Here is a 26,561-nt window from a genome sequence, read left to right as displayed (position 1 = left end):
AGTTGCCTGCGCAGTTCTTCGAAGGGATCCCTCATGGCTGTCGTCGCGGAGGCCACCACCACCGCCGTCCCGGCAAGGCACCGCCTGCGCTGGTACGCGCTGGCCGCGGTCCTGGCCACCCACTGCATGGACCTGCTCGACTCCATGATGGTCAGCACCGCCGGCCCGACGATCCGCACCGGACTGCACGGCAGCTACTCCGATCTCCAGTGGATGACCGCCGGCTACACCCTCGCCTTCGCCACGATGCTGATCACCGGGGGGCGGATGGGCGACATCTTCGGCCTCAAGCGGGTGTTCCTGGTCGGCACCGCCGGCTTCACCGTCGCGTCGGTGGTCGCCGGACTCTCCGTGAACACCGACATGCTCATCGGGATGCGCAGCCTGCAGGGGTTCTTCGTCGCCATCATGGTCCCGCAGGGCCTCGGCATCATGCGGGAGCTGTTCCCGGGGCGTGAACTCCCGAAGGCGATCGGCATGATGGGCCCGGTCGTGGGTATGGCGGCGATCATCGGACCCATCCTGGGCGGCGCTCTGGCCAGTGGCGACCTGTTCGGCCTGGGCTGGCGCGCGGTGTTCTTCGTCAACGCACCGATCGGTCTCGCCGCGGTCATCGGCGGGATCAAACTCATCCCCGGCACCGGCCCCACCGACCGAGGCCGATCGCGCCGGCTGGACGGAGTGGGTACGGCGCTGGCGGCGGCGGCGATGCTCCTGCTCGCCTACCCCCTGATGCAGGGACGCGACAAGGGCTGGCCCGCCTGGTGCTTCATCAGCATGGCCGCCGCACTACCCGTGCTCGTCGTCTTCGGGATGCACCAGCGGCGCCGTGCCGCGGCAGGGCGCACCCCGCTCGTGGAACTCGGGCTGTTCAACAACATGCGGTTCGTCGTCGCGCTGCTGCTGGGCATGCTGTACTACGTGGCGCTGAGCGGCATGATGTTCGCGCTCATCGTTCAGCTGCAGCTCGGCCACGGGTTCTCGGCCCTGGACGCCGGGCTGGTGATGATGCCCTGGACACTCGGCTCGGCCATCGGTGCGGCCCTCGCCGGAGCGGTGCTGGTGCGCCGGTGGGGTGACCGGGCGACCCTGCAGGCGGGGCTGGGGGCCCTGGCCGTCGGGGCGGTGGCCCTGACCGTCGTCGTCGCCAACATCCACTCCAGCGATCAAACGGTGACAGCGTGGCAGCTGCTGCCGGCGCTGCTGGTGATCGGACTGGGTATGGGCGGCGTACTGACGCCCTACTACAACATCGCCATCGGGAGCGTGGCCATCAAGGAGACCGGCTCGGCCTCCGGACTGCTGAACGCCTTCCAGCAGGTGGGCAACAGTATCGGGGTGGCAGCTCTGGGCACGGTCTTCCTGAGCTGCCTCACCCACGGGGGCACCGGAGGATTCGACGGGGCCATGCAGGTGACCTTCTGGATCGCGGCCGGGCTGCTGACCGCGGCCTTCGCGTCAGCCTTCCTGCTCCCGAGCCGGACGCACCATCGGGAGGACTGACACCCCCTTGGTGTACGCCCGGCAACCGGACGGGTGTCTCCCGCAGCGCCCCCGTCGCTGCGGGAGACACCTTCGTGTTCGGATACCGTTCGCCTCAGCAAGGTGAAGGACACGTTCTGAGGAGCACGGCCGATGGGCGCACCGCTACTGCAACTCACCGGCGTGAGCCGCTCCTACGGAAAGCGCACGGTGCTGCATCCGGTGGACCTCTCGCTGGACGGCGGCCAGTGCGTCGCGCTGCTCGGCCACAACGGGTCGGGGAAGTCCACACTGCTGCGGATCGCCGCCGGGCGGGACAAGCCCACCAAGGGCAAGGTCACCTTCGACGGCCGGCCCATGACGGAGAACGCCGCCCGGGTGCGGGCCCGGGTGGCGGTGGTCGGGGACACCGTGGCGTGCTACCCGGACCTCACCGTGCGCCAGCACCTGCAGCTCGTCGCCGTCGCGCACGGGGTGGAGGGGGCGGACGCGTGGATCGATCACGTACTCGCCGACCGGCTGCTGAGCGAGCACGCCAGGTCGCTGCCCTCGGGCCTCTCCTCCGGGCAGCTGCAGTCGCTGCTGCTGGCGTCCGCGCTCGTGCGGCCGCGGGATCTGCTGCTGCTGGACGAGCCCGAGCAGCGGCTCGACCCCGACGCGCGGCGGCGGCTGGCCGACCTGATCGCCGCGGAGGCGGCCGACGGGGTGGGCGTCCTGCTGGTCACCCACCACGCCGAGCTGGCGCGCGCGGTCGCGGACCGGGTGCTGGTGCTGCGCGAGGGCAAGCTGGTCGCCGACGGCACACCCGATGAGGTGCTCTCCGACGACGCGGCCGACACCACGTGGCAGACCGGCGTCGCGGGCGCGGCCCGGTGAGTACGACGACACGGCACACCGGGGAACAGGCCGGAAACGACGGAGCCGACGGCGGCCTCGACGATGAGCGGGACGCCTCCTGGGACGAGGAGGAGGACGACTGGACCGCCGAGGCGCTGCTGCTGTTGCGCAATCTGCGCTCCCCGCACCGCCGCAAGCGGGCCGGCCAGGTCGGCTTCGCGGTCTACTGCGTCCTGCTGATCCTGGTCGTGTGGGGTGTGCTCCCCGGCTTCAGTCTGTTCATCAAGAGCTCCATGGGCGCGGACTACACCGTGCACGGCGCGGCGATCCTCGCCGCCGTCCCGTCGGGGGTCTGCGCGCTGGCACTCGGCGCGCTACTGGTCGCCGCGCGCGACGCGCTGTGGCGGGGACCGGTGGTGCCGCCACGCGACACCGCGGACTGGCTGCTGACCCAGCCGGTGCGGATCTCCCGCATCCTGCTGCCGTGGTTCTGGGTGTCCTGCGGGGTGTCGCTCTCGGTCGGGCTGCTGGCCTCCGTGATCGGCATGGTGACGCTGGGACTGACGGTCAAGACCGGGCTCGCGGCCGCCTTCGCCTGGTGCGGGGTCGGCGGCGTGTGCGTACCGCTGCTCGCCACCGCGCTCGCCGTGGCCGTCGAAGCCCGCGAGTCCGTGGCCCGGTGGGTGCGGACCGCGACCCCGTACGCGGGTCTCCTCGTACTGGCCCTCGCCGCGCAGAGCGCGCTGGCGGCGGCAGGTCACCGGGTGACCTGGCTGGAACGGATCGAGCTGTGGTCGGGGCCGTGGGGCTGGAGCGGTATCGCCGCCCTGTCGCCGACCCCGGCAGCCGTGCCGGGCGGTCCGGTCGCGGCGCTGCTGGCGCTGGCCGTCACGGCGGCGGCGATCGAGCTGGCGCGGCGGGCGGTGGGTTCGCTACCGCTGGCCACCGTGCGGCAGCGGTCCCGCACCACGACCGGTGTGCTGGCCGCTTTGCAGACGGTGGAACTGCGCACCGCCCGCCAGGTCGCCGCGGGCGCCTCCGGGACGCCGCGCCCCGCGCGGCTGCAGCTGCCCGCCCCGCGCCACGCGGCCCTGGCCGTGCCGTGGCGCGACGCGCTCGCGCTGATCCACGCCCCCGGCCGGATCGGGCGTTCCGTTCTGCTGTCCGTGCTCGCGGTCCTGAGCGCGGTCGTGGCCGCCGACTCACGGCACGCCGGGGGCGTCGCTGCCACGGCCGCCGCACTGGTCTTCGGCTACTGGGCCGTCGCACAGCTTCTGGAACCGGCCCGGCTGGAGACCGACGACACCCGGCGCGGTTCGTGGTCCCCGTACCCGTACGGCGGCCTCATGCTGCGGCACACCATCGTGCCCGTGGTCCTGGGGCTGGTGTTCGCCCTGGTCGCGGGGGTCTGCGTGGTGCTGCTCGGCGGCGGGGTGCGCGTCGCGCTGGCGCCGGCCGTGGTGCCGGCGTTCGTCGCCGCCGGCCTGGTGAACGCCTGCCGGGGTGTGTCCAAGCAGCATCTGCTGCTGTCGCCCGCGCAGAGTCCGACCGGCAGCGTCGGCCCGGTGCTCTTCCTGGCCTGGTACCTGTCGGGACCGCTGGTGGCGATCGCCGCGCTGATCGTTCCCTTCGTGCTCGCCCTGCACACACCGACGGCTGAGCATCTCCTCCTCACGGTGTGTGTGAGCGCGGCCGTCACCGCGGGTCTGCTGCAGTGGGCGTACGCGCGGGCCGGCAAGCTCCTCGCATGACCGACGGGGTGGTACCGCGTCGGGCAGGCTGGGCGGCATGAACGTTCCCACCCGCGGCGCGTGGCTGCGCGCCGGAATCAGCCGCGACGGCGGACCGCTGCGCGAGGACCACCATGTGGTGTGGTTGCAGGCCGGCGCGTACTACGCGGACAGCCGCGGTTTCGCCGGCCGTACCTCGTACGACGGTGAGCAGGTCCGCTTCCACCATGACGTGGGCGAGGCCGGCGACGACACCGGCACGCTCAGGCCGGACGGCGAGAACCTGACCGAGACCGGCACCAACCCCGACGGCAGCACCTTCCGGGAGATCTGGGGACCTCTCCCGGACGGCGGCGGCCCGTGCGGCGCCTGGCGGGCAGGACCGGGCCAGGTCGTCCGGGTCGGCGCACATGTCGTGCACGTCGACGGCACCGGCGGTGCCTACCTGCTGCTGCCGTCGCCCGGCTCCCGCTGAGCGTTCACTTCGCGGAGAACGCCGCGTCGAACGAGGCGGCGGGGGGTTCGATCGCCGCCAGGCGGCGCACGAAGGCCAGCGCTTCGGGGGCACCGAACAGCCGGTCCATGCCCGCGTCCTCCCATTCGACGCTGAGCGGTCCGGTGTAGCCGATGGCGTTCAGCGCCCGGAAACTGTCCTCCCAGGGCACGTCGCCGTGCCCGGTGGAGATGAAGTCCCAGCCGCGCCGGAGGTCGGACCACGGGAGGTGCGAGGAGAGCCTGCCGCGCCGCCCGTCCCCGGTGCGGACCTTGGCGTCCTTGCAGTCGACGTGGTAGATCCGGTCGGCGAAGTCGAGGATGAAGTTCACCGGGTCGAGGTCCTGCCAGACGAAGTGCGAGGGGTCCCAGTTGAGACCGAACGCGGGCCGGTGGCCGATGGCCTCCAGCGCGCGGACCGTCGTGTAGTAGTCGTAGGCGATCTCCGACGGGTGCACCTCGTGGGCGAACCGGACGCCCTCGGTGTCGAAGACGTCGAGGATCGGGTTCCAGCGGTCGGCGAAGTCCTGGTAGCCCGCTTCGATCATGGCGGCGGGCGCGGGCGGGAACATGGCGACGGTGTGCCAGATCGACGAGCCGGTGAATCCGACCACGGTGTCGACGCCCAGCAGTGCGGCGGCGCGGGCGGTGTCCTTCAACTCCTGCGCCGCACGGCGGCGTACCCCTTCGCCGTCGCCGTCGGCCCAGATGCGGGCCGGGAGGATGTCTTGGTGGCGCTGGTCAATGGGGTGGTCGCAGACGGCCTGGCCGACGAGGTGTGTGGAGATCGCCCACACCTTGAGGTGGTGCTTCTCCAGAATCTCCAGCCGCCGCGGTACGTAACTGCTGTCGGCGAGCGCGCGGTCGACCTCGAAGTGGTCGCCCCAGCAGGCGATCTCCAGGCCGTCGTATCCCCAGCCGGAGGCGAGCGCGCAGACCTCCTCGAAGGGCAGGTCCGCCCACTGGCCGGTGAAGAGGGTGACGGGACGGGGCATGGCGGTCCTCCGGCGGGAAGCGGGTCGGTCCGGTCGTCGGCTGTCGGACGGCCGGTGGAAAGCGGGGCGGCGGCGCCTGTCGGCGGCAGGAGCCACCACCCCGCGCTGAGGGGGGCGGTCGAACGAGGTCCTGGGTCAGCCGACCGGTGTCCACCGGCTGTCGTCGCGCGCGCTGGCCTCGACGGCGGCCAGCACCCGCTGCACCTGCAGTCCGTCGGCGAACGACGGTGCGGGATCGGAACCGTCCCCGATCGCCTGCACGAAGTCCCGGATCTCATGGGTGAAGCTGTGCTCGTAGCCCAGGAGATGGCCGGGCGGCCACCAGGCGCCGGCGTAGGGGTGGTCGGGTTCGGTGACGAGGATGCGGCGGAAACCGGCGGTCCGCGCGTTCTCGGTGTGGTCGTGGAACCAGAGGTCGTTCATCGACTCGAAGTCGAAGGCCAGTGACCCCTCGGATCCGTTGAGTTCGATCCGCAGGGCGTTCTTACGGCCCGCGGCGAACCGGGTGGCCTCGAACGAGGCGAGCGCGCCGGCCGCGGTGCGCGCGGTGAACAGGGCGGCGTCGTCGACCGTCACCGGACCCGTCCCGCCGGCCGCCGCTCCCGGGGTGAGCCCGTCCGAGGTGCCGGCGAGCGGGCGTTCCTTGACGAAGGTCTCGGTCACCGCCGAGACGCCGGTGATCCGGGAGCCGCCGACGAACTGCGCCAGGTCGATGATGTGCGCGCCGATGTCGCCGAGGGCGCCGGAGCCCGCCCGTTCCTTCTGCAGCCGCCACACCAGCGGGAACAGCGGATCGGTGATCCAGTCCTGGAGGTACTGGGCGCGGATGTGCCGGATCCGCCCCAGTCTGCCGTCGGCCACCAGCCGGCGGGCGAGCGCGATGGCCGGCACCCGCCGGTAGTTGAAGCCGACCATGGAGCGGACACCGCGGGCGGCGGCCCGTTCGGCGGCCGCCGTCATCGCCTCGGCCTCGGCGACGGTGTTGGCGAGCGGCTTCTCGCACAGCACGTGCTTGCCGGCCTCCAGCGCGGCGACGGCCAGCTCGGCATGACTGTCGCCGGGAGTGCAGATGTCCAGGACGTGGATGTCGTCGCGGACCAGCAGCTCCTTCACATCGGTGACGGCCTCGGCCCAGCCGAGCTGTTCCGCTGCGCGCGCCACATCGGGACCCGACCGGCCGGCGACGGCCACCATCGCGGGGCGGCGAGGCAGCTCGAAGAACGCGCCCACGGACCGCCAGGCCTGGGAGTGGGCGCGCCCCATGAAGGAGTACCCGACCAGGCCGACGCCGAGGGCCGGTGGCTGTGCTGGGGACATCGTCGTCGATCCCTTTCCGTCGTTCGTTTCCGTCGTTCGTTTCCGTCGTTCGTTTCCGTCGTTCGTTTCCGGAACGGCCGTGCCGCCGTCCGGCCGGGTGGTTACGAGAAGCCGACGGCCATGTACTGGTCGACGTTCTCCTTCGTCACCACCGCCGAGAAGGTGGTGACCGAGGCCGGTACCTCGTGCTCGACGAGGTCGGCCATGCCATGGCCCTGGGCGATGAGCCGGGCCACGGTGATCGAGGACGACGCCATGCTCGGGCTGTAGAGCACGGTGGCCTTCACCGGGCTGTCGTCGGCCTTGATCGACTCCATGGCCTTGCGGGATCCGGCGCCCCCGACCACGACGAACTCCTTGTCGCGCTGCGCCTGCTTGATCGCCGCGAGCACGCCGATCCCCTGGTCGTCGTCGTGGTTCCACATCGCGTCGATCTTCGGAGTGGCCTGCAGCAGCTGCGCGGTGACCCGCTGGCCGGTGGCGGCGGTGAAGTCGGCGGCCTGCCGGGCCGCCAGCCGCAGCCCGTTGGCGGCCAGCGCGTCCTTGAAGCCCTTGCTGCGCTGCTGGGTGAGTTCGAGGTTGTCGATCCCGGCGACCTCGACGATGACCGGGTCGCTCTTGCCCGCCGCCTTCATCCGGCGGGCGATGAAGTTGCCTGCGTTCACGCCCATGCCGTAGTTGTCGCCGCCGATCCAGGTCCGGTAGGCCAGTCCGCTGGCGAAGATCCGGTCCAGGTTGATCACCGGAATACCGGACGCCATCGCCTTCTTGGCGATCTCGGTGAGGGCCTTGCCGTCGAAGGGCAGGATGACGAGCGCGTCCACCTTGGCGTCGATCAGCGACTGCACCTGCTGGATCTGCGCGGCGACGTCGTTGGTGCCCTCGGTCGCCTTGAGGGTGACGTCGGAGTACTGCTGGGCCTGTGCCTTGGCGTTGATGGTGATCGCGGCGGTCCAGCCGTGGTCGGCGGCCGGGGCCGAGAACCCGATGGTGACCGCCTTGCCCGCGGTCGCTCCCGACGAGGACGCGCCGGCCTTCACCTGCGGGGCGCTCTTGTCGTTGTCGCTGCTGTTGGTGCATCCGGTGAGGAGGGCGCCCGCGCCGATCGCCGCCCCGCCGAAGAGGACGTGTCTGCGGTCCAAGCTGGTGCTCATATCGGTCTCCGAATCAGGTGGTGACGGACCGGCCACGGCCCCAGCGCTGGATGAGCAGGACGGCGATGATGATCGCGCCCTGGGCGATCTCCTGGATGGGGGTGGTGAGGTTGTTGAGGATGAACAGGTCGGTGATGGTCGTGAAGACCAGGACGCCGAGGATCGAGCCGAGCACGGAGCCGAAGCCGCCGGTCAGCAGCGTCCCGCCGACGACGACCGCGGCGATGGCGTTGAGTTCGTAGAGCATGCCGTGGGTGCTCGCACCGGTGTTGGCCTGCGCGGTGAGCATCACGGCGGCGATTCCGCAGCAGAAACCGGAGACCACGTAGAGCAGACAGGTGTGCAGCCGGACGTTGATGCCCGCCAGCCGGGCGGCCTCCGGGTTGCCGCCGACGGCGAAGGTGCGGCGGCCGAACGTGGTGCGGTTCAGCACCAGCCAGCCCAGCACGACGACCGCGGCGAAGATGTAGACCAGCAGCGGCATGCCCAGCCAGCGGGTCTCGGCGATGGACAGGAACGTGTCCGCGGTGACGATCTGCGACTTGCGGTCGGAGAGCTGTTCGGCCAGACCGCGGGTGGCGACCATCGTCGCCAGCGTCACGATGAACGCGACCAGCCGCCCGTAGGCGATCAGCAGACCGTTCAGCAACCCGCAGAGCGTGCCGACCAGTACGGAGGTGAAGATCATGACGGCCGGGCCCTGGGCCTGGCTGCCGGTGGTGGTCGACCACACCGACGCGAGCGCGATCAGCGCGCCGACCGACAGGTCGATGCCGCCGCCGATGATGACGAACGTCATCCCGACGGTGACCACCCCGATCACCGCGGCGAGGCTGAGGATCAGCACCATGTTGCTGGTGGTCGCGAAGCTGCTGCCCTTGGTGACGGCCCCGATGCCGCACAGGATGCCGAGGGCGATCACCAGCGCCAGATGCCGCAGCGCGCCGGCGCCCCGGCCGCCGCCGGATCCCCCGCCGCGTCCCCCGAGCCCGCCGATCCCGCCCAGGGAGGCGAACGGCCCGGTGCGTACGCCCTCCTTGGCGGCGTGCGCGGCGAGCTCCTCCACCCGGCGGTGCTCGTCCGCCTCGGGAACGGCGGTGGGGATGTCGGCGGGAGCGGAGAGGCCCGGGGCGGGGGCGTGTGGTGTGTCGCTCATAGCGCGCTTCCTTCCATCACCAGGTCGAGGACCCCGTGTTCGTCGATGTCCACCGCGTCACAGGCGTGGATCACCCGGCCTTCGCGGAGCACGAGGATCCGGTCGGCCAGACCGAGTACCTCCGGCACCTCGCTGGACACCAGCACGATCGCGAGACCCGCGTCGGCCAGCGCTCTCATCTGCGCGTACAGCTCGCTGCGGGCGCCGACGTCGACGCCCCGGGTCGGTTCGTCCAGCAGCAGCACCTTGCAGCGGCGCAGCAGCCAGCGGGCCAGCACCGCCTTCTGCTGGTTGCCGCCCGACAGGGTGCGTACCGGCCGCTCCGGATCGTCGGGGCGCAGCTGTACGGCGGCGATCTGCTGGGCCGCGTCGGCCGATTCGCGGCGGCGGTCGAACCAGCCGTAGCGGGTGTAGCGGCTGAGCGAGGCGACGGTGATGTTGCGTCCGACGCTCTCCAACATGAGGAGCGCCTGCGACTTGCGTTCTTCCGGGGCGAAGCCCATGCCCCGGCGGACGGCCGCCGTGGTGCTGCCGGGGCGCAGGGGCGCACCGCCGAGCAGGACGCGGCCGGCCAGCGGGGTACGGGCGCCGTAGATCCCCTCCAGGATCTCGGAGCGGCCGGAGCCCACCAGCCCCGCGATCCCGACGATCTCGCCGGCCCGGACGCTGAACGAGACGTCGTGGACGCGGCCCGCCACCGACAGCCCCTCGACGCGCAGCACTTCGGGACCGCCCTTGCGCATTCCCGGCGCGGGCCGGCGCGGGAAGGTGTGCTCCACGGCGCGGCCGGTCATCAGGGCGACCACGTCGGCGGTCGGGGTGGTGCGGGCGGGCAGTCCGACGGCCCGGGTGCGGCCGTCCTTGAGGACGGTGATGCGGTCGCCGATCTCGCGGATCTCCTCCAGCCGGTGCGAGATGTAGACGACGGCCACCCCGGTGGCGGCGAGCTCGCGGATGATCCGGAAGAGGTTGGTGACCTCGTCGTGCGCGAGGGCGGCGGAGGGTTCGTCCATCACGATCAGCCGGGCGTCGTGCGACAGCGCGCGGGCCATGCTGACGACCTGCTGCGCCGCCGCGGGCAGTTGGCCGACCGGCTTCCACGGCGGGATCTCGGCGTGGCCGAGGCGTCCGAGCAGTTCACGGGCGTTGCGGTGCATCTCGCCGCGCCGGGTGACACCGAAGGAAGCCGGTTCATGGCCGAGGAAGATGTTCTCGGCCACGCTGAGGCCGGGCACGAGGTCGAGTTCCTGATAGATGGTGGCGACGCCGAGCCGCATGGCGGCGGTGGGGTGGGAGAGCCGTACCGGCTCGCCCTGCCACAGCAGTTCGCCCGCGTCGGGGTGGTGAGCGCCGGACAGCACCTTGATCAGCGTGGACTTGCCGGCCCCGTTCTGCCCCAGCAGACAGTGCACTTCGCCGGCGCGGACCTCGAGGTCCACCCCGTCCAGGGCGCGGACGCCCGGGAACTCCTTGACGATTCCCCGCATCGCGAGCAGGGGTGGATCTGCGGTGGCGGTCACGGGGACCTCCTCGGTGGCGCCAGAAAGCGGCGGTACGTAAGCGGCTGTGGTGCTGAGCGGCGGTACGTGTGCGGCTGTGCGGCGGAGCGGCACCGGTCCTGGCGCACCTCTGTGACCTGCGATTACCGGTCGATTAAGGTGACGTGAGGGGCAGTCGGAACCTTGACGCCCCGGTGCGGTGCGACTTAGTTTGTGGTCGCGACTAACGACTGTCAATGCTTCGCACAAAGGGGTGTGCCATGCGGCCCGTCAGCAGCGGAGCTGTCGACTTCATCGATGTCCGGGAGACCAATCTCGCCGTCGTCCTGCGCTTCATCCGCCGCGAAGCACCGTGTTCGCGGGCCGAAGTGGCCGCCGGTACCGGGCTGAACAAGGCCACCATCTCCAACATCGTCGCCGAGCTGATCACCCGTGGCATCGTCGTCGAAGTGGGGGCGAGCGAGGAGCGGCGGATCGGCCGGCCCGCCGTCATGCTCACCCTCGACGGCCGGCGTTTCACCGCGCTCGGCCTGGAGGTGAACGTCGACTATCTGTCGGCGGTCATGGTCGACCTGGCCGAACGCGACGTCCTGACCTGGCACGAGCCGGTCCAGGCAGCCGAGTTGGGCGCCGAGGGCTGTGTCGTCCGACTGGCCGACCTGGCCCGCCGGGCGATGGGCGAGATGGCACGCCAGCACCGCGAGGTGCTCGGCATCACCATCGCGGTCCCCGGTCTGATCGGCACCTCCGACGGCGAGGTGGCCGAGGCGCCGAACCTCGGCTGGCACGAGTTCCCGCTCGTCGACCGCTTCCGGGAGCAACTCGACGACAGCAGCGTCGCCCTGTCGCTGGACAACGACGCCAACCTCGGGGCGGTCGGCGAGTACCGGCGCGGTGCCCTGGCGCACACCCAGAACCTCGTCTATCTGACCGGCGAGGTCGGCGTGGGCGGCGGCGTGATCATCAACGGCGCGCTGATGCGCGGCTCTTCGGGGTACGGCGGCGAGGTCGGGCACATCACGCTGATGCAGGACGGTCCGCTGTGCGGTTGCGGCCGCAGAGGCTGCTTCGAAGCGCTGGTCGGCATCGGCTCGATCATCCAGCAGGCGGCTCCGGACCTGGCCGGCAGTACGGCGCAGCCGCTGACCGACCTGGCCGCGAAGGTCGCCGAGGTGGCCCGCCGGGCCGAGGCCGGCGACGCGCGGACGACCGCCGCGCTGGTCCGGGTCGGCGAGTGGCTGGGCCGCGGATCGGCGATCCTGCTCAATCTGTTCAACCCTCAGGCCCTCATCCTCGGCGGCTACTTCGTGACGCTGGCGCCCTGGATCATGCCGCCCGCCCGGCGGACGCTCGCCGCGCACACCATCGCGCCGAACCTCGGCGGCTGCCAGGTCGCACTGTCCACGCTCGGCTTCACCGCGGCGGCCAGGGGCGGAGCGTCGTCGATCATCGACGCCATCGACACCGCGCGGCTCCCGCTGCCGCGCAGCGGCTCCGCGGCGCACCGATAACCGGTGCGGGACCTCTTGACGACTGCTCCCGGCCCACTTACTTTCTCCCCTCAACTAACGAACGCCTCCTGAGAGTTCAGGAGGACCGGTCACCGGACGCCTCGGCGGGGCGTCCTTTCCGCAAGGCGGCTTCGCGCTGCCCTGGAAGGGGAACCCCGTGCGTTCAGTCCTGCCCGCAAGCCTCCTACCCGCAAGGCCCGCGAGACGTCCACGTCCACGCCGCGTCCGGTTCCGCACCCTGTTCACCGCTCTCCTCGCCTCGGCGCTGCTCCTGCTGGGCGCCACCGGAGCCATCACCCCGGCGGCCGCGCACGACGGCCCGCACCCGGACGCCGCAGCCGCCGCGGCCGCCTTCCAGCAGGTCCAGCTCGCGCGGGGCACCGCGCAGACCGGCGAGCCGATGAGCCTGGCGGTGCTCCCCGACCGCACGGTCCTGCACACCGACCGGCGCGGCACCATCTTCAAGACCGACGCCGGCGGCACCACGTCCGTCGCGGGCACGCTGCCCGTCTACACCCATGACGAGGAGGGCATCCAGGGCATCACCACCGACCCGGCCGTCGCCACCAACCACTGGATCTACGTCTACTACTCCCCCGTCCTGAACACCCCGGCGGCCGACGCCCCCTCCGACGGGACCGCCGCCGACTTCGCACCCTTCGCCGGGCACAACCAGCTCTCCCGCTTCACCCTGCGGGCCGACAACACCATCGACCCGGCCAGCGAGAAGCAGCTCCTGCAGATCGCCACCAACCGCGGCATGTGCTGCCACGTCGGCGGCGACCTGGACTTCGACGCCGCGGGCAACCTCTTCATGACCACCGGCGACGACTCCAACCCCTTCTCCTCCGACGGCTACAGCCCGCTGGACACCCGCGCGTCACGCAATCCCGCCTACGACGCCCAGCGCTCCGCCGCCAACAGCAACGACCTGCGCGGCAAGCTGCTGCGCATCCACCCCGAGGCCAACGGGACCTACACCGTCCCGGCCGGGAACCTGTTCGCGCCGGGCACGGCGAAGACCCGGCCCGAGATCTACGCGATGGGCTTCCGCAACCCGTTCCGTATGAGCGTCGACCGCCCCACCGGCACCGTCTACATCGGCGACTACGGGCCCGACGCCGGCGCGCTGAACGCCACCCGGGGACCGGGCGGCCAGGTCGAGTTCGACCGGGTGACCTCGCCCGGCTTCTACGGATGGCCGTACTGCACCGGCACCAACGCCACCAACGAGACGTACAACGCCTTCGACTTCGGCACCAGCACCTCGGGCGCGAAGTTCGACTGCGCGGGCGGCCCCGTCAACAGCTCGCCCAACAACACCGGCATCAGCAAGCTGCCGGCCGCCCGGTCGTCCTGGATCAAGTACGACGACTGCAGCGTCGCCCAGTTCGGCTGCGGCAGCGAGTCACCCATGGGCGGCCCGGTCTACCACTACGACCCGAACCTCTCCTCCTCGGTGAAGTTCCCGCAGTCCTACGACGGGCATGCCTTCATCGGCGAGTTCGGCCGCCGCTGGATCAAGGACGTGCAGGTCAACGCGGACGGCAGCGCGGGCACCATCACCGACTTCCCCTGGACCGGCACCCAGGTGATGGACATGGCCTTCGGCCCGGACGGCGCCCTGTACGTCCTGGACTACGGCACCGGCTTCGGTGACGGCGACTCCTTCTCCGGGCTGTACCGCATCGAGGCGATCGGCGCCGGCGGCCGCGCACCCGTCGCCCAGGCCGCCGCCACCCCGTCCTCGGGCCGGGCGCCACTCGCGGTCACCTTCTCCTCCGCCGGCACCACCGACCCCGACGGCGACGCGCTCACCTACGCCTGGGACTTCGACGGCAACGGCAGCACCGACTCCACCGCCGCGGACCCGTCGCACACCTACGCCGCCAACGGCCAGTACCCGGCGAAGCTCACCGTCACCGACACCCACGGGCTGACCGGCACCGCGAGCGTCACGGTCACCGTCGGCAACACCGCGCCGGTGCTGACCGTCACCGCGCCCGCCAACGGCCAGATCTTCCACTTCGGCGACGCCGTCCCCTTCCGGGTCACCGTCACCGACGCCGAGGACAGCGCCGTCGACTGCTCCCGGGTGCAGGTCCAGTACCTGCTCGGGCACGACAGCCACGCGCATGCCATGACCGACGCGACCGGCTGCTCGGGCACCATCCAGACCGTCGTCGACGGTGAACACGCAGGCTCCGCCAACCTGTTCGGCGTCTGGCGCGCCTCGTACACCGACAACGGCGCGAACGGCCAGCCCGCGCTGACCGGCACCGCCACCAACGTCACACCCACCGCGACCAAGCAGGCCGAGTACTACACCGGCTCCAGCGGCGTCCAGCCCGCCGGCCATGACGCGGCCGGGGGCGGCACGACCGTCGGCTACATCGAGAACGGCGACTGGATCTCGTTCACCCCCTACAACCTGGCCGGCATCACCACCTTCACCGCCCGCGCCTCCTCGGCCGGCTCCGGCGGCACCCTCGAACTGCGGGCCGACTCCCCCACCGGCACGCTCATCGGATCCGCCACGGTCCCGGTCACCGGCGACTGGAACACCTTCACCGACGTCACCGGAACCGTCACCGCCCCGACCGGCACCCACACCCTGTACTGGGTGTTCAAGGGCGGTACGGGGAACCTCTACGACCTCGACCAGTTCACGTTCGGCGGGTCCGGCACGGTGCCGGGCGCCGTCCAGGGTGAGGCGTTCACCAGTTCCGCCGGCGTGCAGATCGCCCCGCACGCCACCGCGCACGGCGGCCAGACCCTCGGCTACATCGACAACAACGACTGGGCAGGATACGGCGGAACCGACCTCACACATGCCAACGGGCTGACCGTACGGGTCGCCTCCGGCGGCATCGGCGGCACCCTCGAAGCCCGTGCCGGATCGGCCACCGGACCGCTGCTCGGCAGTGTCACCGTCCCCGTCACCGGCGGCTGGGAGAACTACACCAGCCTGACGTTCCCACTGACCCCCTCCACGACGAGCGGGCTCTTCCTGGTCTTCCACGGCGGCACCGGCGGTTCGCTCTTCGATGTCGACGACTTCACCGTCACCAACGGTGCCGCCCTCACCACCGTCACCCAGGCGGAGAGCTGGACCGCCACCGGCGGACTGCAGCCCGCCGACCACGCGGCCGCGCACGGCGGGAAGACCGCCGGCTACATCAACAGCGGCGACTGGGCAACGTACGCCGGCACCGACCTGTCCAAGGTCACCGGTTTCAGCGCCCGGGTCGCCTCCGCCGGAGCCGGCGGCACCCTCCAGATCCGGGCCGGATCGGCCACCGGAACGGTCCTGGGCACCGTGGCCGTCACCGGCACCGGCGGCTGGGAGACCTTCGCCGACGTCTCCACGACGCTCACCGCCAACCCCGCCACGACGCTCTGCCTGACCTTCACCGGCGGCAGCGACTACCTCTTCGACGTGGACGACTTCACCCTCACCCGCAGCGCCTGACTCACCTATCTTGCGGAAAGGCACTCCATGTACCCATCCATCCGGTTCCGCCGCACGCACGGCGCGCCCCGCCGGCCGCTGCTGCCGGCCCTGGCCGCCGCGCTGCTCGGCCTGCTCGCCCCCTTCGCCCTGACCTGCTCCGCCCAGGCCGCTCCGGCCTTCAAGGTGCTGGTCTTCTCCAAGACCGCCGGCTTCCGGCACGACTCCATACCGGCCGGGATCGCCGCCATCCAGAAACTCGGCCAGGACAACGGCTTCGGTGTCGACGCCACCGAGGACAGCGCCGCCTTCACCACCGCCAACCTCGGCCAGTACCAGGCGGTGATCTGGCTCAGCACCACCGGGGACGTCCTCGACGCCGCCCAGCAGTCCGCGTTCGAGCAGTACATCCGCTCGGGCGGCGGCTACGCGGGAGTGCACGCCGCGGCCGACACCGAGTACGACTGGCCCTGGTACGGAAGCCTGGTCGGGGCGTACTTCGACTCGCATCCCGCCATCCAGCAGGCCGCCGTCGCCGTCGAGGACCGCACCGACCCGGCCACCGCGCACCTTCCGGCCCGCTGGACCCGCACCGACGAGTGGTACAACTACCGCGCCAACCCCCGGGCGCAGGTGCACGTCCTGACCGCGCTCGACGAGAGCAGCTACTCCGGCGGCACCATGGGCGGCGACCATCCCAACACCTGGTGCCACCCCTACGACGGCGGACGCGCCTGGTACACCGGCATGGGCCACACCCAGGAGAGCTGGGCCGATCCCGCGTTCACCACGCTGGTCCTGGGCGGCATCCGCACCGTCGCGGGAGCCGTCAGCTCCGCCTGCGACAACCCCATCGGCACCCCCGTCGGCACCACCGTGCAAGGGGAGGCCTGGAGCAGCCAGAGCGGGGTCCAGGCCGCCGCGCACGCGGCGGCGCACGGCGGAGCGACCGCCGGCTACATCGACAACGGTGACTGGAGCGGCTACGCCGCCCTCGACCCGCGGACCGCTTCGACGGTGACGGTGCGGGTCGCCTCCGCGGGCGCGGGCGGCACCATCGGATTCCACTCCGGTTCCGCCACGGGTCCGCTCCTCGGTTCCGTCGCCGTGCCGGTGACCGGGAGTTGGGAGACGTTCACGAACGTGTCGACGCCCCTGACGTCCGGCACCGCACCGGGCCTGTACCTGACCTACTCCGGAGGCCAGGGCGCGCTGTTCGACGTCGACGACATCACCCTCACCCCCGGCTCGACGGCCCCCACCACGACCACGCTCCAGGCCGAGAACTGGACCAGCCAGAACGGAGTCCAGGCCGCCGACCACGCGGGAGCCCACGGCGCTCGCACCGCCGGCTACATCGAGGCCGGCGACTGGATCGGCTTCGCCGCCGAGGACACCTCCCACCTCACCCGGATCTCCCTGCGGGTCGCCTCGGCGGGCTCCGGCGGCACCACCGCCGTCCACGCCGGATCCCCCACCGGACCGCTGCTCGGCACCGTCACCGTCCCGGTCACCGGCAGCTGGGACACCTTCACCGATACCGCCGCGTCTCTCACCCCGAGGGCGGGCACCGGCCTGTTCCTCGTCTTCAACGGCGGCGGCGGATTCCTGTTCGACGTCGACGACCTCACGCTGACCCGGACCGGCTGACCGGCCGACCGGGTGGCCGACTGCCCGGACCGGCTGACCGGTTCGGGCGGGCGGGAGTGCGCACGCACCGGCCCCGCAAGGTCCTGGCACTCACCTACGCCCGGCTCCCGCTGGAGCGCGCGGACCTCGCCGCGCTCACCGAACGCCCGCACCCCGGCTGCCGGCTGGTCTCCTGGGCCGGAACCGTCCCCGACGACCTCGCCGGGACGTTCGCCGCGTCGCGCCGCGCCATGGACGACGGACTGGGCTACGTGCCGACCCACCGGTCCGCCGAATACCAGCTCGACCTCCAGGGTTTTGGTGACACGGCGGAGAAAGTGATATGTACTCAGTCGATCACCGAACCGCCGGTCCTGATCCGGGCCGTCCCGCCCACCTGTTGAGGACTCCGTGCCGAACCGTCGCCAGCCCAAGCAGCGCCGCTACATAGCGCTGTCCGTCGCCAGCCTGATCCTGCTCGCGGGCGGCGGCGCCGTTGCGGCCGAGGCCGTGTCCTCGCGGGGGCACGACGGCACGCAGCAGTCCAAGAACCTCGCCGACGGGACGGCGCCGGACGGCGCCACCGGCACCGGCTCCACCGCCGGAACCGCCAAGCCGTCCGCCTCAGGAGCGGCCGAGCCGGCAGCGGGTGCCTCCTCCCCCGGAGGCACCACGCCGCCGGCCGGAGCCCCGGGCGGCCCGTCCGCCCACGCCACCCCGGCCGCCACCACGGCCGCGGGCACGCACTCCGGTGTCAAGCAGCCGCCGGGGCAGTCCAACAGCCTGGTGCAGCTGCCGGCGTCGCGGGTGTTCACCGGTCAGGCCTTCGACACCTGCACCGCCCCGAACCTGACCACCATGAACGCCTGGCGCAAGAGCTCGCCGTACGGCGCCGCCGCCGTCTACATCGGCGGGAAGAACCGCGGCTGTGCGCAGCCGCAGCTCACCAACTCCTGGGTACGGTCCGTGCACGCGGCCGGCTGGCAGCTGATCCCGCTGTACGTCGGGGCGCAGCCGCCGTGCCAGACGAGCAACAACCCCGAGCGGATCACCGCCGCCAACGCCGCCTCGCTGGGCACGTCGGACGGCGCGGACGCCGTCGCGAAGGCGTCCGCGCTGGGGATGCGCTCCGGCAGTGCGATCTATCTGGACATGGAGGCGTACGACATCAGCAACGCCTCGTGCGTCCAGTCCGTGCTGACCTATGTGCAGGCCTGGGACCGGGCGGCGCACGCGAAGGGCTACTGGGCCGGTTTCTACGGGTTCAGCCAGTCCAGTGCCGCCGCGATCGCCACCGCCGCCGGCAACCACACGGCGGACCTCCCGAACGCCCTCTGGTACGCCCGCTACGACAACAACGCCGACACCACGACCGGCTTCCCCTTCGCCTCCACCCTGTGGACCGGCCACCGCCGCGGCCACCAGTACGCGGTGAACAAGAAGGAGACCTTCGGCGGGGCCACGGTCACCGTCGACCACAACGCCTGGGACGCCCCCGTCGCCGTGGTCGGCTGACCGGCCGCAACCAGGGTGCCCGCTCCCAGGTCCCCGACGACCGGACGCTCCCTCCGAAGAACTCCGCCCGAAAACCTCCGCTGCCGTGACGGCGCGGGGGTTTTCGCGTTTTGAGCGGGAAGGCTTCGCCTGCGCTCCTTGTGAACCATGAACCGATGCATAGGTTCATATCCACTAGTTGACTTGCAACTAGTGGATATGCGATGCTTGCGGTGTCCGCACAAACCCGCTGGGAAAGGACCACGTCATGCGCTCCACCATCCGAACCGCCCTCGTCATCGGCGGCGGCATCGGCGGCCCGGTTGCCGCGATCGCCCTGCACCAAGCCGGTATCGAAGCCACCGTGTACGAGGCCTACGACAGCAGGGCGGACGGTGTGGGAGGCGGGCTGGGCCTGGCGCCCAACGGTCTGGGCGCCCTCGACGTCATCGGAGTCGGCGACCTCGTACGCGCCATCGGCACGCCCACCACGCACATCGTGCTGCAGAGCTGGAACGGCAAGCGGCTCGGCGAGTTCGGCAGCCCGCCCGGCGTCGAGTCGTCGCAGTTCGTCTGGCGCGCCGATCTGTACCGGGTGCTCTACGACGAGGCGGCCCGCCGCGGTGTCCGCACCGTGCACGGCAAGCGGCTGGTCTCCGCGCAGGAGAGCGACGACGGTGTGACCGCGCACTTCGCGGACGGGACGACGGCCACGGCCGATGTGCTGATCGGGGCGGACGGCATCCGCTCCACGGTGCGCTCGCTGATCGACTCGGACGCGCCCCAACCCAACTACGGCGGCCTGGTCAGCTTCGGCGCCCCGGTGAGGAACACCGGACTGCCCCCGACCGGCGGCAAGATGTACATGATGTTCGGCAAGCGCGCCTTCCTCGGCTACCAGGTGCACGAGGACTCGTCGGGTGTGTGGTTCGTGAACCTGCCGCACCCCGAGCCGATGACCGTGGCCGAAGCCGGGCGGACCGGCGCCGAGGAGTGGCTGCGCGTGCTGGCCGGATCGTTCACCGGCGATCGCGTCCCCGCTGCGGACCTGCTGCTGAAGACCGACCCCGCCGACCTGCTGATCGCCGGCCCCATGGAGAACATGCCGAGGGTCCCGGCCTGGAGCCGGGGGCGGATGGTGCTGATCGGCGACGCGGCGCACGCGGCCTCGTCCAGTTCGGGACAGGGCGCCTCGCTCGCCATGGAAAGCGCCGTCCAGCTGGCCCGCTGCCTGCGTGACCTGCCGCACGAGGAGGCGTTCGCGGCCTACGAGGACCTGCGCAGGCCCCGCGTCGAGCGGATCATCAAGGAAGCCAACCGCACCAACAGCAACAAGGCCGCAGGACCGGTCGGCCGGGTGCTGCGGGATCTGCTCCTCCCCCTGGTCATGAAGTTGAACAAGCCGGAGAAGTCGGCCTGGCAGGCCGGCTACCGCATCGACTGGGACGCCCCGGTCACCGCCGTCCCGCACCCGGACGGAGCCGCGGCGTAACCGGCGCCGGCCCACCACCGCCCGTCCCCCGCCGTGGCACCGCCACGGCGGGGGAAATCGGCGTGACCGATTCCGGGTACCGTGGAGGACGGCAGCCGCGTCTGCCTGTTCCGAGCCTGGGCCCGCGCTGGTGGGTCACGAGGGCGAGGACAAGGGTCATCGACTCACGCCATCGCCTCAGTCCGGTCTTCCCGGCCTTCTGCGGGACCGCGTGGAAAACCGCTGGAGGACTGTATGACGACGAACCGTGCCCGCAAGGACGTCATCCGCGACCGGATGACCGCGACGGGCGAGACGTACAACGTCGCCGCCCGCAACATCCTGGCGATGCGCCACACCTCGCAGACGGCGGAGGCGTGCCGCGTCCAGCGTTGGCAGCCCCCCGTCCGGCTCGACCTCCCGTGCCCGTGCGGCAGCACCTGCGAGCCCGGCGAGAAGTGCGGCCGCTGCCACGCCCTGCACAAGCACGTCGCGCGCAACCCCGGCAGCCTGGTCGACGTGGAGGTCTGGGAGGACCAGTACGACTGCGTCGGCTGCTCGGCCTCGTACGTGATCCCGGTGCTCCTGCCGGACAGCCCCTGGGGCGTCGTCGAGATGGTGCCGCAGGGCGGCGTCGCCGAGCCGGTGGCCAAGGCCCGGCTCTACCCCGGCGTGCTCCACCCGCGGATGGCCTCCGAGGTCAACCACGACCCGTCCTGATCCAGGCCGCCTCGTCACCGGCCCTTCTGGCTCCCCGTCGGGAATGCGGGGAGAGGCCCGGGTTGATTCACGGAGCCCCACCCCTCAACCCTTGATATCCCTCAGGGTTGACGTTCACTTTGAACGCCTTTCCGACCCTTTACGCGACGTGGAGGGTGAGCTTGCCCCGCGTGCGGCCCTGCTCGCCGCGACGGTGCGCCTCGGCGGCCTCCGCCAGCGGCAGGACGTCCTCGACCTCGACGGTGACGCCGCCCTTGTCGATCAGTTCGGCGATCGTGGCCAGCGAGGCCCCGTCGGGCTCCACGAGATACGCCGCGGCCCGCACTCCGCGATCCCGCGCCGCCTCCATGAGCGCGGGTGAGACACCCGACGGGACGGCGACGACGATCCCGCCGGGGTGCAGCCTGTCCAGCGAGCGGGTACTCGTACGGTCGTGCTCGTCGCCGATCAGGTCGAGGACGACGTCGATGTCGCGCACCACGTCCTCGAAGCGGACCGCGGTGTAGTCGACCAGTTCGTCGGCGCCCAGTTCGCGCAGCCAGGCGTGCTTCGGCGCGCGGGCGGTCCCGGTGACGTGCGCTCCCAGATGCTTGGCGAACTGCACGGCGAAGTGCCCGACCCCGCCCGCCGCGCCATGGATCAGTACCCGCTGACCTGCGGTGACTCCGGCGGTGACGGTCAGGGCCTGCCAGGCGGTCAGCGCGGCGAGCGGTACCGCGGCGGCGTGGTCGTGGTCGAGCGTGGCGGGCTTGCGGGCGAAGTGCCGGGCCGGGGCGGTCACGTACTCGGCGTACGCGCCGGCCTCCCGGGGGAACGACGGCATCCCGTACACCTCGTCACCGACCTCCAGGGTGTGCACGCCGAACCCCACCTGCTCCACGACGCCGGAGACGTCCCAGCCGAGCACGAACGGCGGCGCGCCCAGCGCACCGGCCATGCCGCCGCCCTCCCGGGTCTTCCAGTCGACCGGGTTGACCCCGGCGGCACGCACCCGCACCAGCACCTCGTGCGGTACCGGCTCCGGGCGCGGCAGCTCGGTGAGATGCAGCACCTCCGGGCCGCCGAAGGTGTCCTGGGTGATCGCGCGCATGGTCGGCTTCTCGTTCATCTGATGGCTCCCGGTGGGGGGGGTGGGGCCGGCGCGCACACAGCGCGCCGACCGGTTATCGTCAACACCGTGGACGCTACCCATGGGGTAGTGGTTACCTGCAAGGGCTACTACTATCTTTTGGAAAGCATCACAGGTGGGAGCCGTGAGCGGCAACGCAACCGGCGTGTCGCCCACCCTCCACGACCGGGAAAGGCAGTGGCCATGACCATCGCGTGCACGACAGGAAACCACGCACAGCACGACGTCTACGCCGCGCTGTGCCCGTGCCGCGACGTGCTGGACCTGCTGGCCAACAAGTGGACGGCGCTGGCGATCGGAGCGATGGAGGAAGGGCCGCAGCGCTTCGGCGCACTGCAGCGCCGCCTCCAGGGCATCAGCCCCAAGGTCCTGACGAGCACCCTGCGCCGGCTCGAGGACAGCGGGTTCGTCGACCGCACCGTCTACCCGGCCGTCCCGCTGCATGTGGAGTACGAACTGACGGAGCTGGGGCGCGGTGTGGCCGTGCCGCTCGGCGTGCTGCGCGCGTGGGTGGAGACCCACCTCGACACCGTCAAGCCGGACGCACCGGCCGGGTGTGTCTGACCACCGGACGGGCCGGTCTACCCGGACGGGATCCTGTCCCCCGCCCGGGCACACATCAGCGGCGCGGGAGGGGACATACGTACAGGTATGAGGTTTCCCAGCGCAGAGCCGCACAAGGAACAGACCGTCGGCACCAGGTCACTGGCCGAGGTCGAGGAGGCATTTCACGCCCTGGAGGCCGTCGGGGCGGGGCCGGCCCAGCAGACGCAGCTCTCCCGGGGCGCCCTGACGGGCTACCTGTGGGCGCTGGGCCGCGGCGACCCGGCGCCGGTCACGGGCGCCTCGTGCGAGGGGGCACCGGATCTGCCCCTGCTGACGGCCGAGGCGGACGCCGCGGTCGTGCAGCTGGCGGACGCCACCCAGCGCACGATCCCGCGCGACTACATCCAGGGGGTGCACGACGCGCTGGCCTGGGTCTGCGGGCACAGCGACCTGCGGCCCTGACCCGGGTCAGGGCAGGGTGAGGACGCGGGGGCCCTCCGCGGTGACGGCGACGGTGTGCTCGATGTGGGCGGCCCGGCTGCCGTCGACGGTGCGCAGCGTCCAACCGTCGGGATCGGTACGGTAGTCGTCACGTCCGCCCGCCATCAGCATCGGTTCGATGGCGAGCGCGAGACCGTGCCGCAGCGGGAAGCCGCGGCCGGGACGGCCGCGGTTGGGTACCCCCGGATCCTCGTGCATCCGGCGGCCGATGCCGTGGCCGCCGAAGTCCGCGGGCATCCCGCAGCCGGCCGCCTTGGCGACGGTGCCGACGGCGTGCGAGATGTCCCCGATCCGGTTGCCCGGGACGGCGGCCGCTATGGCGGCGTCCAGCGCCCGCTGGGTGGCGTCGATGAGCCGCAGGTCGGCGGGACGCGGCGTGCCGACGATGAAGCTGATGGCGGCGTCGCCGGTCCAGCCGTCGAGCTCGGCTCCGCAGTCGATGCTGACCAGATCGCCGTCGCGCAGCCGGTGGTCGCCGGGGATGCCGTGCACGATCGCGTCGTTGACCGAGGCGCAGATCACCGCGGGGAACGGCACCGGGGCGAATTCCGGCCGATAGCCGAGGAACGGCGAACGCGCCCCGGCCGCGCGCAGAACGCCACGGGCCACGACGTCCAGCTCCCGCAGCCGGACCCCTACGGCCGCCGCCGCGCGGACGGCGCCGAGCGCCTGGGCCACGACGCGCCCGGCTTCGCGCATCGCCTCCAGCGCCGCGTCGGTCTTGATCTCCACCATGTTGCTGACCCCTGACTGATGACCTCGATGATGCCCAATACTTATACCGGTATTAGTATCACGGTCATGGTGAGAACTCCTTTGACCCCCTGGGAACGTGAACGCGGTGAGCGCTTCGGCGCGCTGCTGCGCCGGGCCCGCGGCGACCGCAGCATGGTGGAGGTCGCCGCCGCGGCGGGACTGTCCGCGGAGACCCTCCGCAAGATCGAGACCGGCCGGGCACCGACCCCGGCCTTCTTCACCGTGGCGGCGCTGGCCGCCGCGCTGGACGTTTCCCTGGACGAGCTGGTCACCGCGTGCGCGGAGAGCGCAGAGGACGCCCCCGAGGCGCTGACGGCCTAGGCCGGGGCCGGCCGGGTCGACGGGAGCCGCCGCGGGTCGGCGCGGCGGCGCGGCGGCGCGGCGCGGCAGCGGGTCGCGGCGGCGGGTCGGCGCGGCGGCGCCCTCAGGCATGCCCTGCCGGAGGCGCCGGGAAGCGGGCGGGGATCATGGACGGCGGCAAACCGCCGACCCGCGGCCCCTTCGGGCCGCGCCCGTGACCCACCGGACCCGAGGATTCATGCCCTCCCTGCTCTCCAGCTTCGCCCCGATCTGGATACTCACCGCGGCCGGCTACCTGGTCAGCCGCACGGGTCTGCTGGGCGAGCAGGCGGAACCCGTCCTCGGCCGGTTCGTCTTCCATGTGGCCATGCCGGCCGCGCTGTTCGTCATGATCTCCAAGGCGCGCCTCGACACCTTCGCGAACACCTCGATGATCGCCTTCGCCGCAGGCACCGTCGTGGTCTGCGCCCTCGGCCTCCTGGCCGCTCGCCGGCTCTTCCACCACAAGCTCGCCGACCAGGCGATCAGCAGCATGGCGGCCGGCTACGTCAACTCGGCCAACCTCGGGATCCCGGTGGCCCTGCAGGTACTCGGAGACGCCTCGTTCGTCGCCCAGATCCTGCTCTTCCAGGTGCTGCTGATATCCCCCCTCATCCTGACCCTGCTCGACGCCGGCACCGGCGCCGGCTGGAGGAGCGGCGGCCTCACCCGGATGCTGAGGATGCCGGTGCGCAACCCGATCATCATGGCCTCCGCCCTCGGCGCCGTCGTCTCCGCCGCGGGCTGGCAGCTTCCGACGGCCCTCGGCCATTCCTGCGAACTGCTCGGCGCGGCCGCCGTTCCCACCGCCCTCGTCACCCTCGGCATGTCGCTGCACGGCCGCCCGGCCGCGACCGGCACGGGCCGGCTCACCGAGGTCGGCGTGACGGTCGTGCTCAAGACCCTCGTTCAGCCCCTCATCGCCCTGGCGGTCGGCGGCCTCCTTCTGCACCTGCCGCAGCACCAGTTGCTCGCCGTGGTCCTCTGCTCCGCGCTGCCCACCGCCCAGAACGCGTTCATCTACGCGCGCCAGTACGACCTGGACACCGATCTCGCCCGCGACTCCGTGATGGTCTCCACCCTCGTCTCGATGGCCACCCTGTCCGTCGTCTACTGGACCCTGGGCCCGACCCACCCGTAGAAACCGTTGGCGCCCCCGCGGCCGGTGGCCGCACCCTGTATCCCGTGGAAGAACCGAAACACCTCCTGGCCGAACCGAAACACCGGATCCGCGCACTGCACACGGAGACGACCGTCACCGTCTACCAGGCGTACTCGCCGCACATCGGACTCCCGGCGGCGAGCACCGGCCGGTTCCCGGCGGCCTGGCAACGGGACCGGATGACGTGGATCAAGCCGCGCTCATAGTCTTTTTCCATGACGCCCGACACCAACAACCAGCAGTCCGAAGCACGATTGCGGCGCGCGCTGCGTGCCAACCAGGCAGCCGGACCACAGCGGACGAAGAAGAGCCGCACCGACTGGGAAGGGGAGCCGGCCGCGATCTACTGCCGGATCTCCCATGTGAACGACGACGACCAGACCGGCGTGGAGCGCCAGGAGAGCATCTGCCGGGAGGCCTCCGGCGCCACCGCGCACCGCAGTACGCCGAGCCGGGATGTGTCCACAGGTATGGCCTGCATGGGGTGTTGGTCTCCTTGACCACTCAGACGCGGCGCATACCATCGTCGGCCCTGTGGTTGTCAGCCGTCCACGGGCACTCCTCTCGGAGTTCCATGGTGGACATTGAAGCGGAGGTGCGTACAAACCCGCCGCCGAACGAGCTGATCCACCCGGGCCGTCTCCGAGCCGTCAAGGGGTGGCCCGGCACCACCGGCCGAACTCATATGATCCGCACCTCGGCGCTCCCCCACAGCGGATGTGCCTCAGACAACCGGGGGCAATATGAACGAGCACTGGCAAACGTCGGACTGGGATCTCATGGACGGCGAGACGCTACTCGGCCGGCTCACCGGATATGACGTCGACCAGCCGAGGTTTCTCCTGCGCTTCGCTCCCACGCCGGCCTGGGAGCCGATCAGGCCGCTATTTGATGCCTTCGCGGCTCTACGCGGGCCCGATCCTGAGGGGACCGCCATGATGCGCGTCCTGAGGCCCATCCGTGATCTTGGGCTCACGCTCGTTCCAGCCGGGGGCGGCACCCCGCTCACCGAGTACATCCTCACCATCGACGGAGATGAAGCTCGCTTGCGCTACTAGCAAGCAACCCCCTGCCCGATCCGTGCCCGGTCCGGCGGGAAGCGGCGGAGATTCGCGGGGAATCCCGGCGACGCTTCCGCTCTGGGGCAGGTCAGACGCTTCCCAGGTCGGCCAGCATCCGCATCCCTGGTC

The 26,561-nt window shown here is 71.4% G+C and carries 24 protein-coding genes and 1 pseudogene; 18 read left to right on the top strand and 7 right to left on the bottom strand.

Going from position 1 to position 26,561, the window contains the following annotated elements:
• Window positions 1–33 precede the first annotated feature (33 nt).
• The 4 genes from C6N31_RS12330 to C6N31_RS12315 all read left to right on the top strand — a co-directional run bounded on the left by C6N31_RS12330 (window position 34) and on the right by C6N31_RS12315 (window position 4,524).
• On the top strand, window positions 34–1,503 hold the full coding sequence (locus C6N31_RS12330; RefSeq protein WP_138359311.1) for an MFS transporter: 1,470 nt from the start codon (window positions 34–36) through the stop codon (window positions 1,501–1,503).
• Window positions 1,504–1,635: 132 nt separating this feature from the next.
• Window positions 1,636–2,358, top strand: a complete 723-nt coding sequence (locus C6N31_RS12325) for an ATP-binding cassette domain-containing protein (RefSeq protein ID WP_198357517.1) — start codon at window positions 1,636–1,638, stop codon at window positions 2,356–2,358.
• Complete coding sequence (locus C6N31_RS12320; protein WP_198357516.1) at window positions 2,355–4,070, top strand: hypothetical protein; 1,716 nt, start codon at window positions 2,355–2,357, stop codon at window positions 4,068–4,070. Before C6N31_RS12325 ends, C6N31_RS12320 begins: the two co-directional genes overlap by 4 nt.
• A gap of 37 nt (window positions 4,071–4,107) precedes the next feature.
• Entirely contained in the window at window positions 4,108–4,524 is a 417-nt protein-coding gene (locus C6N31_RS12315; RefSeq protein ID WP_198357515.1) for a hypothetical protein, read from the top strand.
• A 4-nt stretch (window positions 4,525–4,528) separates the two neighbouring features.
• Here C6N31_RS12315 and C6N31_RS12310 read toward each other — a convergent pair whose 3' ends face one another.
• The 5 genes from C6N31_RS12310 to C6N31_RS12290 form a co-directional block, all read right to left on the bottom strand.
• On the bottom strand, window positions 4,529–5,536 hold the full coding sequence (locus C6N31_RS12310; RefSeq protein ID WP_198357514.1) for a sugar phosphate isomerase/epimerase family protein: 1,008 nt from the start codon (window positions 5,534–5,536) through the stop codon (window positions 4,529–4,531).
• Window positions 5,537–5,671: 135 nt separating this feature from the next.
• Window positions 5,672–6,853, bottom strand: a complete 1,182-nt coding sequence (locus C6N31_RS12305; RefSeq protein WP_198357513.1) for a Gfo/Idh/MocA family protein — start codon at window positions 6,851–6,853, stop codon at window positions 5,672–5,674.
• A 101-nt stretch (window positions 6,854–6,954) separates the two neighbouring features.
• A complete protein-coding gene (locus C6N31_RS12300; protein WP_138359321.1) occupies window positions 6,955–8,007 on the bottom strand; it encodes a substrate-binding domain-containing protein in 1,053 nt (350 codons plus the stop codon).
• Window positions 8,008–8,020: 13 nt separating this feature from the next.
• Window positions 8,021–9,163 (bottom strand): ABC transporter permease, encoded by a 1,143-nt coding sequence (locus tag C6N31_RS12295; RefSeq protein WP_198357512.1) that lies wholly within the window; start codon window positions 9,161–9,163, stop codon window positions 8,021–8,023.
• On the bottom strand, window positions 9,160–10,650 hold the full coding sequence (locus C6N31_RS12290) for a sugar ABC transporter ATP-binding protein (RefSeq protein WP_164298876.1): 1,491 nt from the start codon (window positions 10,648–10,650) through the stop codon (window positions 9,160–9,162). Before C6N31_RS12290 ends, C6N31_RS12295 begins: the two co-directional genes overlap by 4 nt.
• 272 nt (window positions 10,651–10,922) lie before the next feature.
• On the opposite strand from C6N31_RS12290, the gene C6N31_RS12285 reads away from it, so the two are divergent.
• From C6N31_RS12285 to C6N31_RS12255, 7 genes are all read left to right on the top strand, one after another.
• A complete protein-coding gene (locus C6N31_RS12285) occupies window positions 10,923–12,173 on the top strand; it encodes an ROK family transcriptional regulator (RefSeq protein WP_198357511.1) in 1,251 nt (416 codons plus the stop codon).
• A 238-nt stretch (window positions 12,174–12,411) separates the two neighbouring features.
• On the top strand, window positions 12,412–15,645 hold the full coding sequence (locus C6N31_RS12280; RefSeq protein WP_438817415.1) for a carbohydrate-binding protein: 3,234 nt from the start codon (window positions 12,412–12,414) through the stop codon (window positions 15,643–15,645).
• A 27-nt stretch (window positions 15,646–15,672) separates the two neighbouring features.
• A complete protein-coding gene (locus tag C6N31_RS12275; protein WP_138355275.1) occupies window positions 15,673–17,274 on the top strand; it encodes a ThuA domain-containing protein in 1,602 nt (533 codons plus the stop codon).
• 56 nt (window positions 17,275–17,330) lie between these two features.
• The gene (locus C6N31_RS46895; protein ID WP_381587324.1) at window positions 17,331–17,657 is read left to right on the top strand and encodes a hypothetical protein; all 327 of its coding nucleotides are present in this window, start codon (window positions 17,331–17,333) and stop codon (window positions 17,655–17,657) included.
• Window positions 17,658–18,036: 379 nt separating this feature from the next.
• A complete protein-coding gene (locus C6N31_RS12265) occupies window positions 18,037–18,768 on the top strand; it encodes a glycoside hydrolase domain-containing protein (protein WP_232485127.1) in 732 nt (243 codons plus the stop codon).
• Between the two features lie 247 nt (window positions 18,769–19,015).
• Window positions 19,016–20,239: an FAD-dependent oxidoreductase gene (locus C6N31_RS12260; RefSeq protein ID WP_138355274.1), complete on the top strand. Its 1,224-nt coding sequence runs from the start codon at window positions 19,016–19,018 to the stop codon at window positions 20,237–20,239.
• A 234-nt stretch (window positions 20,240–20,473) separates the two neighbouring features.
• Entirely contained in the window at window positions 20,474–20,938 is a 465-nt protein-coding gene (locus tag C6N31_RS12255) for a hypothetical protein (RefSeq protein WP_138355273.1), read from the top strand.
• Window positions 20,939–21,077: 139 nt separating this feature from the next.
• Here the strand turns inward: C6N31_RS12255 and C6N31_RS12250 are convergent, their stop codons facing one another.
• On the bottom strand, window positions 21,078–22,046 hold the full coding sequence (locus tag C6N31_RS12250) for an NADP-dependent oxidoreductase (RefSeq protein WP_138355272.1): 969 nt from the start codon (window positions 22,044–22,046) through the stop codon (window positions 21,078–21,080).
• 204 nt (window positions 22,047–22,250) lie between these two features.
• Between C6N31_RS12250 and C6N31_RS12245 the strand changes: the two genes are divergently transcribed.
• A complete protein-coding gene (locus C6N31_RS12245) occupies window positions 22,251–22,631 on the top strand; it encodes a winged helix-turn-helix transcriptional regulator (protein ID WP_138355271.1) in 381 nt (126 codons plus the stop codon).
• Window positions 22,632–22,718: 87 nt separating this feature from the next.
• Window positions 22,719–23,075: a hypothetical protein gene (locus tag C6N31_RS12240; RefSeq protein ID WP_138355270.1), complete on the top strand. Its 357-nt coding sequence runs from the start codon at window positions 22,719–22,721 to the stop codon at window positions 23,073–23,075.
• 6 nt (window positions 23,076–23,081) lie between these two features.
• Here C6N31_RS12240 and map read toward each other — a convergent pair whose 3' ends face one another.
• On the bottom strand, window positions 23,082–23,849 hold the full coding sequence (gene map / locus C6N31_RS12235) for a type I methionyl aminopeptidase (RefSeq protein ID WP_138355269.1): 768 nt from the start codon (window positions 23,847–23,849) through the stop codon (window positions 23,082–23,084).
• Window positions 23,850–23,915: 66 nt separating this feature from the next.
• On the opposite strand from map, the gene C6N31_RS12230 reads away from it, so the two are divergent.
• From C6N31_RS12230 to C6N31_RS12210, 5 genes and pseudogenes are all read left to right on the top strand, one after another.
• Entirely contained in the window at window positions 23,916–24,191 is a 276-nt protein-coding gene (locus C6N31_RS12230; protein ID WP_138355268.1) for a helix-turn-helix domain-containing protein, read from the top strand.
• Between the two features lie 217 nt (window positions 24,192–24,408).
• Window positions 24,409–25,350 (top strand): AEC family transporter, encoded by a 942-nt coding sequence (locus C6N31_RS12225; protein WP_138355267.1) that lies wholly within the window; start codon window positions 24,409–24,411, stop codon window positions 25,348–25,350.
• Window positions 25,351–25,385: 35 nt separating this feature from the next.
• Window positions 25,386–25,568 (top strand): annotated as a pseudogene (locus C6N31_RS12220) (DUF4291 family protein); the annotation flags it as partial.
• An 18-nt stretch (window positions 25,569–25,586) separates the two neighbouring features.
• Entirely contained in the window at window positions 25,587–25,871 is a 285-nt protein-coding gene (locus C6N31_RS12215; RefSeq protein ID WP_232485100.1) for a hypothetical protein, read from the top strand.
• A gap of 243 nt (window positions 25,872–26,114) precedes the next feature.
• Complete coding sequence (locus C6N31_RS12210; RefSeq protein WP_138355266.1) at window positions 26,115–26,429, top strand: hypothetical protein; 315 nt, start codon at window positions 26,115–26,117, stop codon at window positions 26,427–26,429.
• The last annotated feature ends 132 nt before the right edge of the window (window positions 26,430–26,561 follow it).

Origin of the sequence: Streptomyces fildesensis (assembly GCF_016107395.1) — a bacterium.
GTDB classification, from domain to species: Bacteria; Actinomycetota; Actinomycetes; order Streptomycetales; family Streptomycetaceae; genus Actinacidiphila; species Actinacidiphila fildesensis.
The sequence above is the reverse complement of the archived record's forward strand: the minus strand, read 5'-3'. Positions and strand labels throughout refer to the sequence as shown.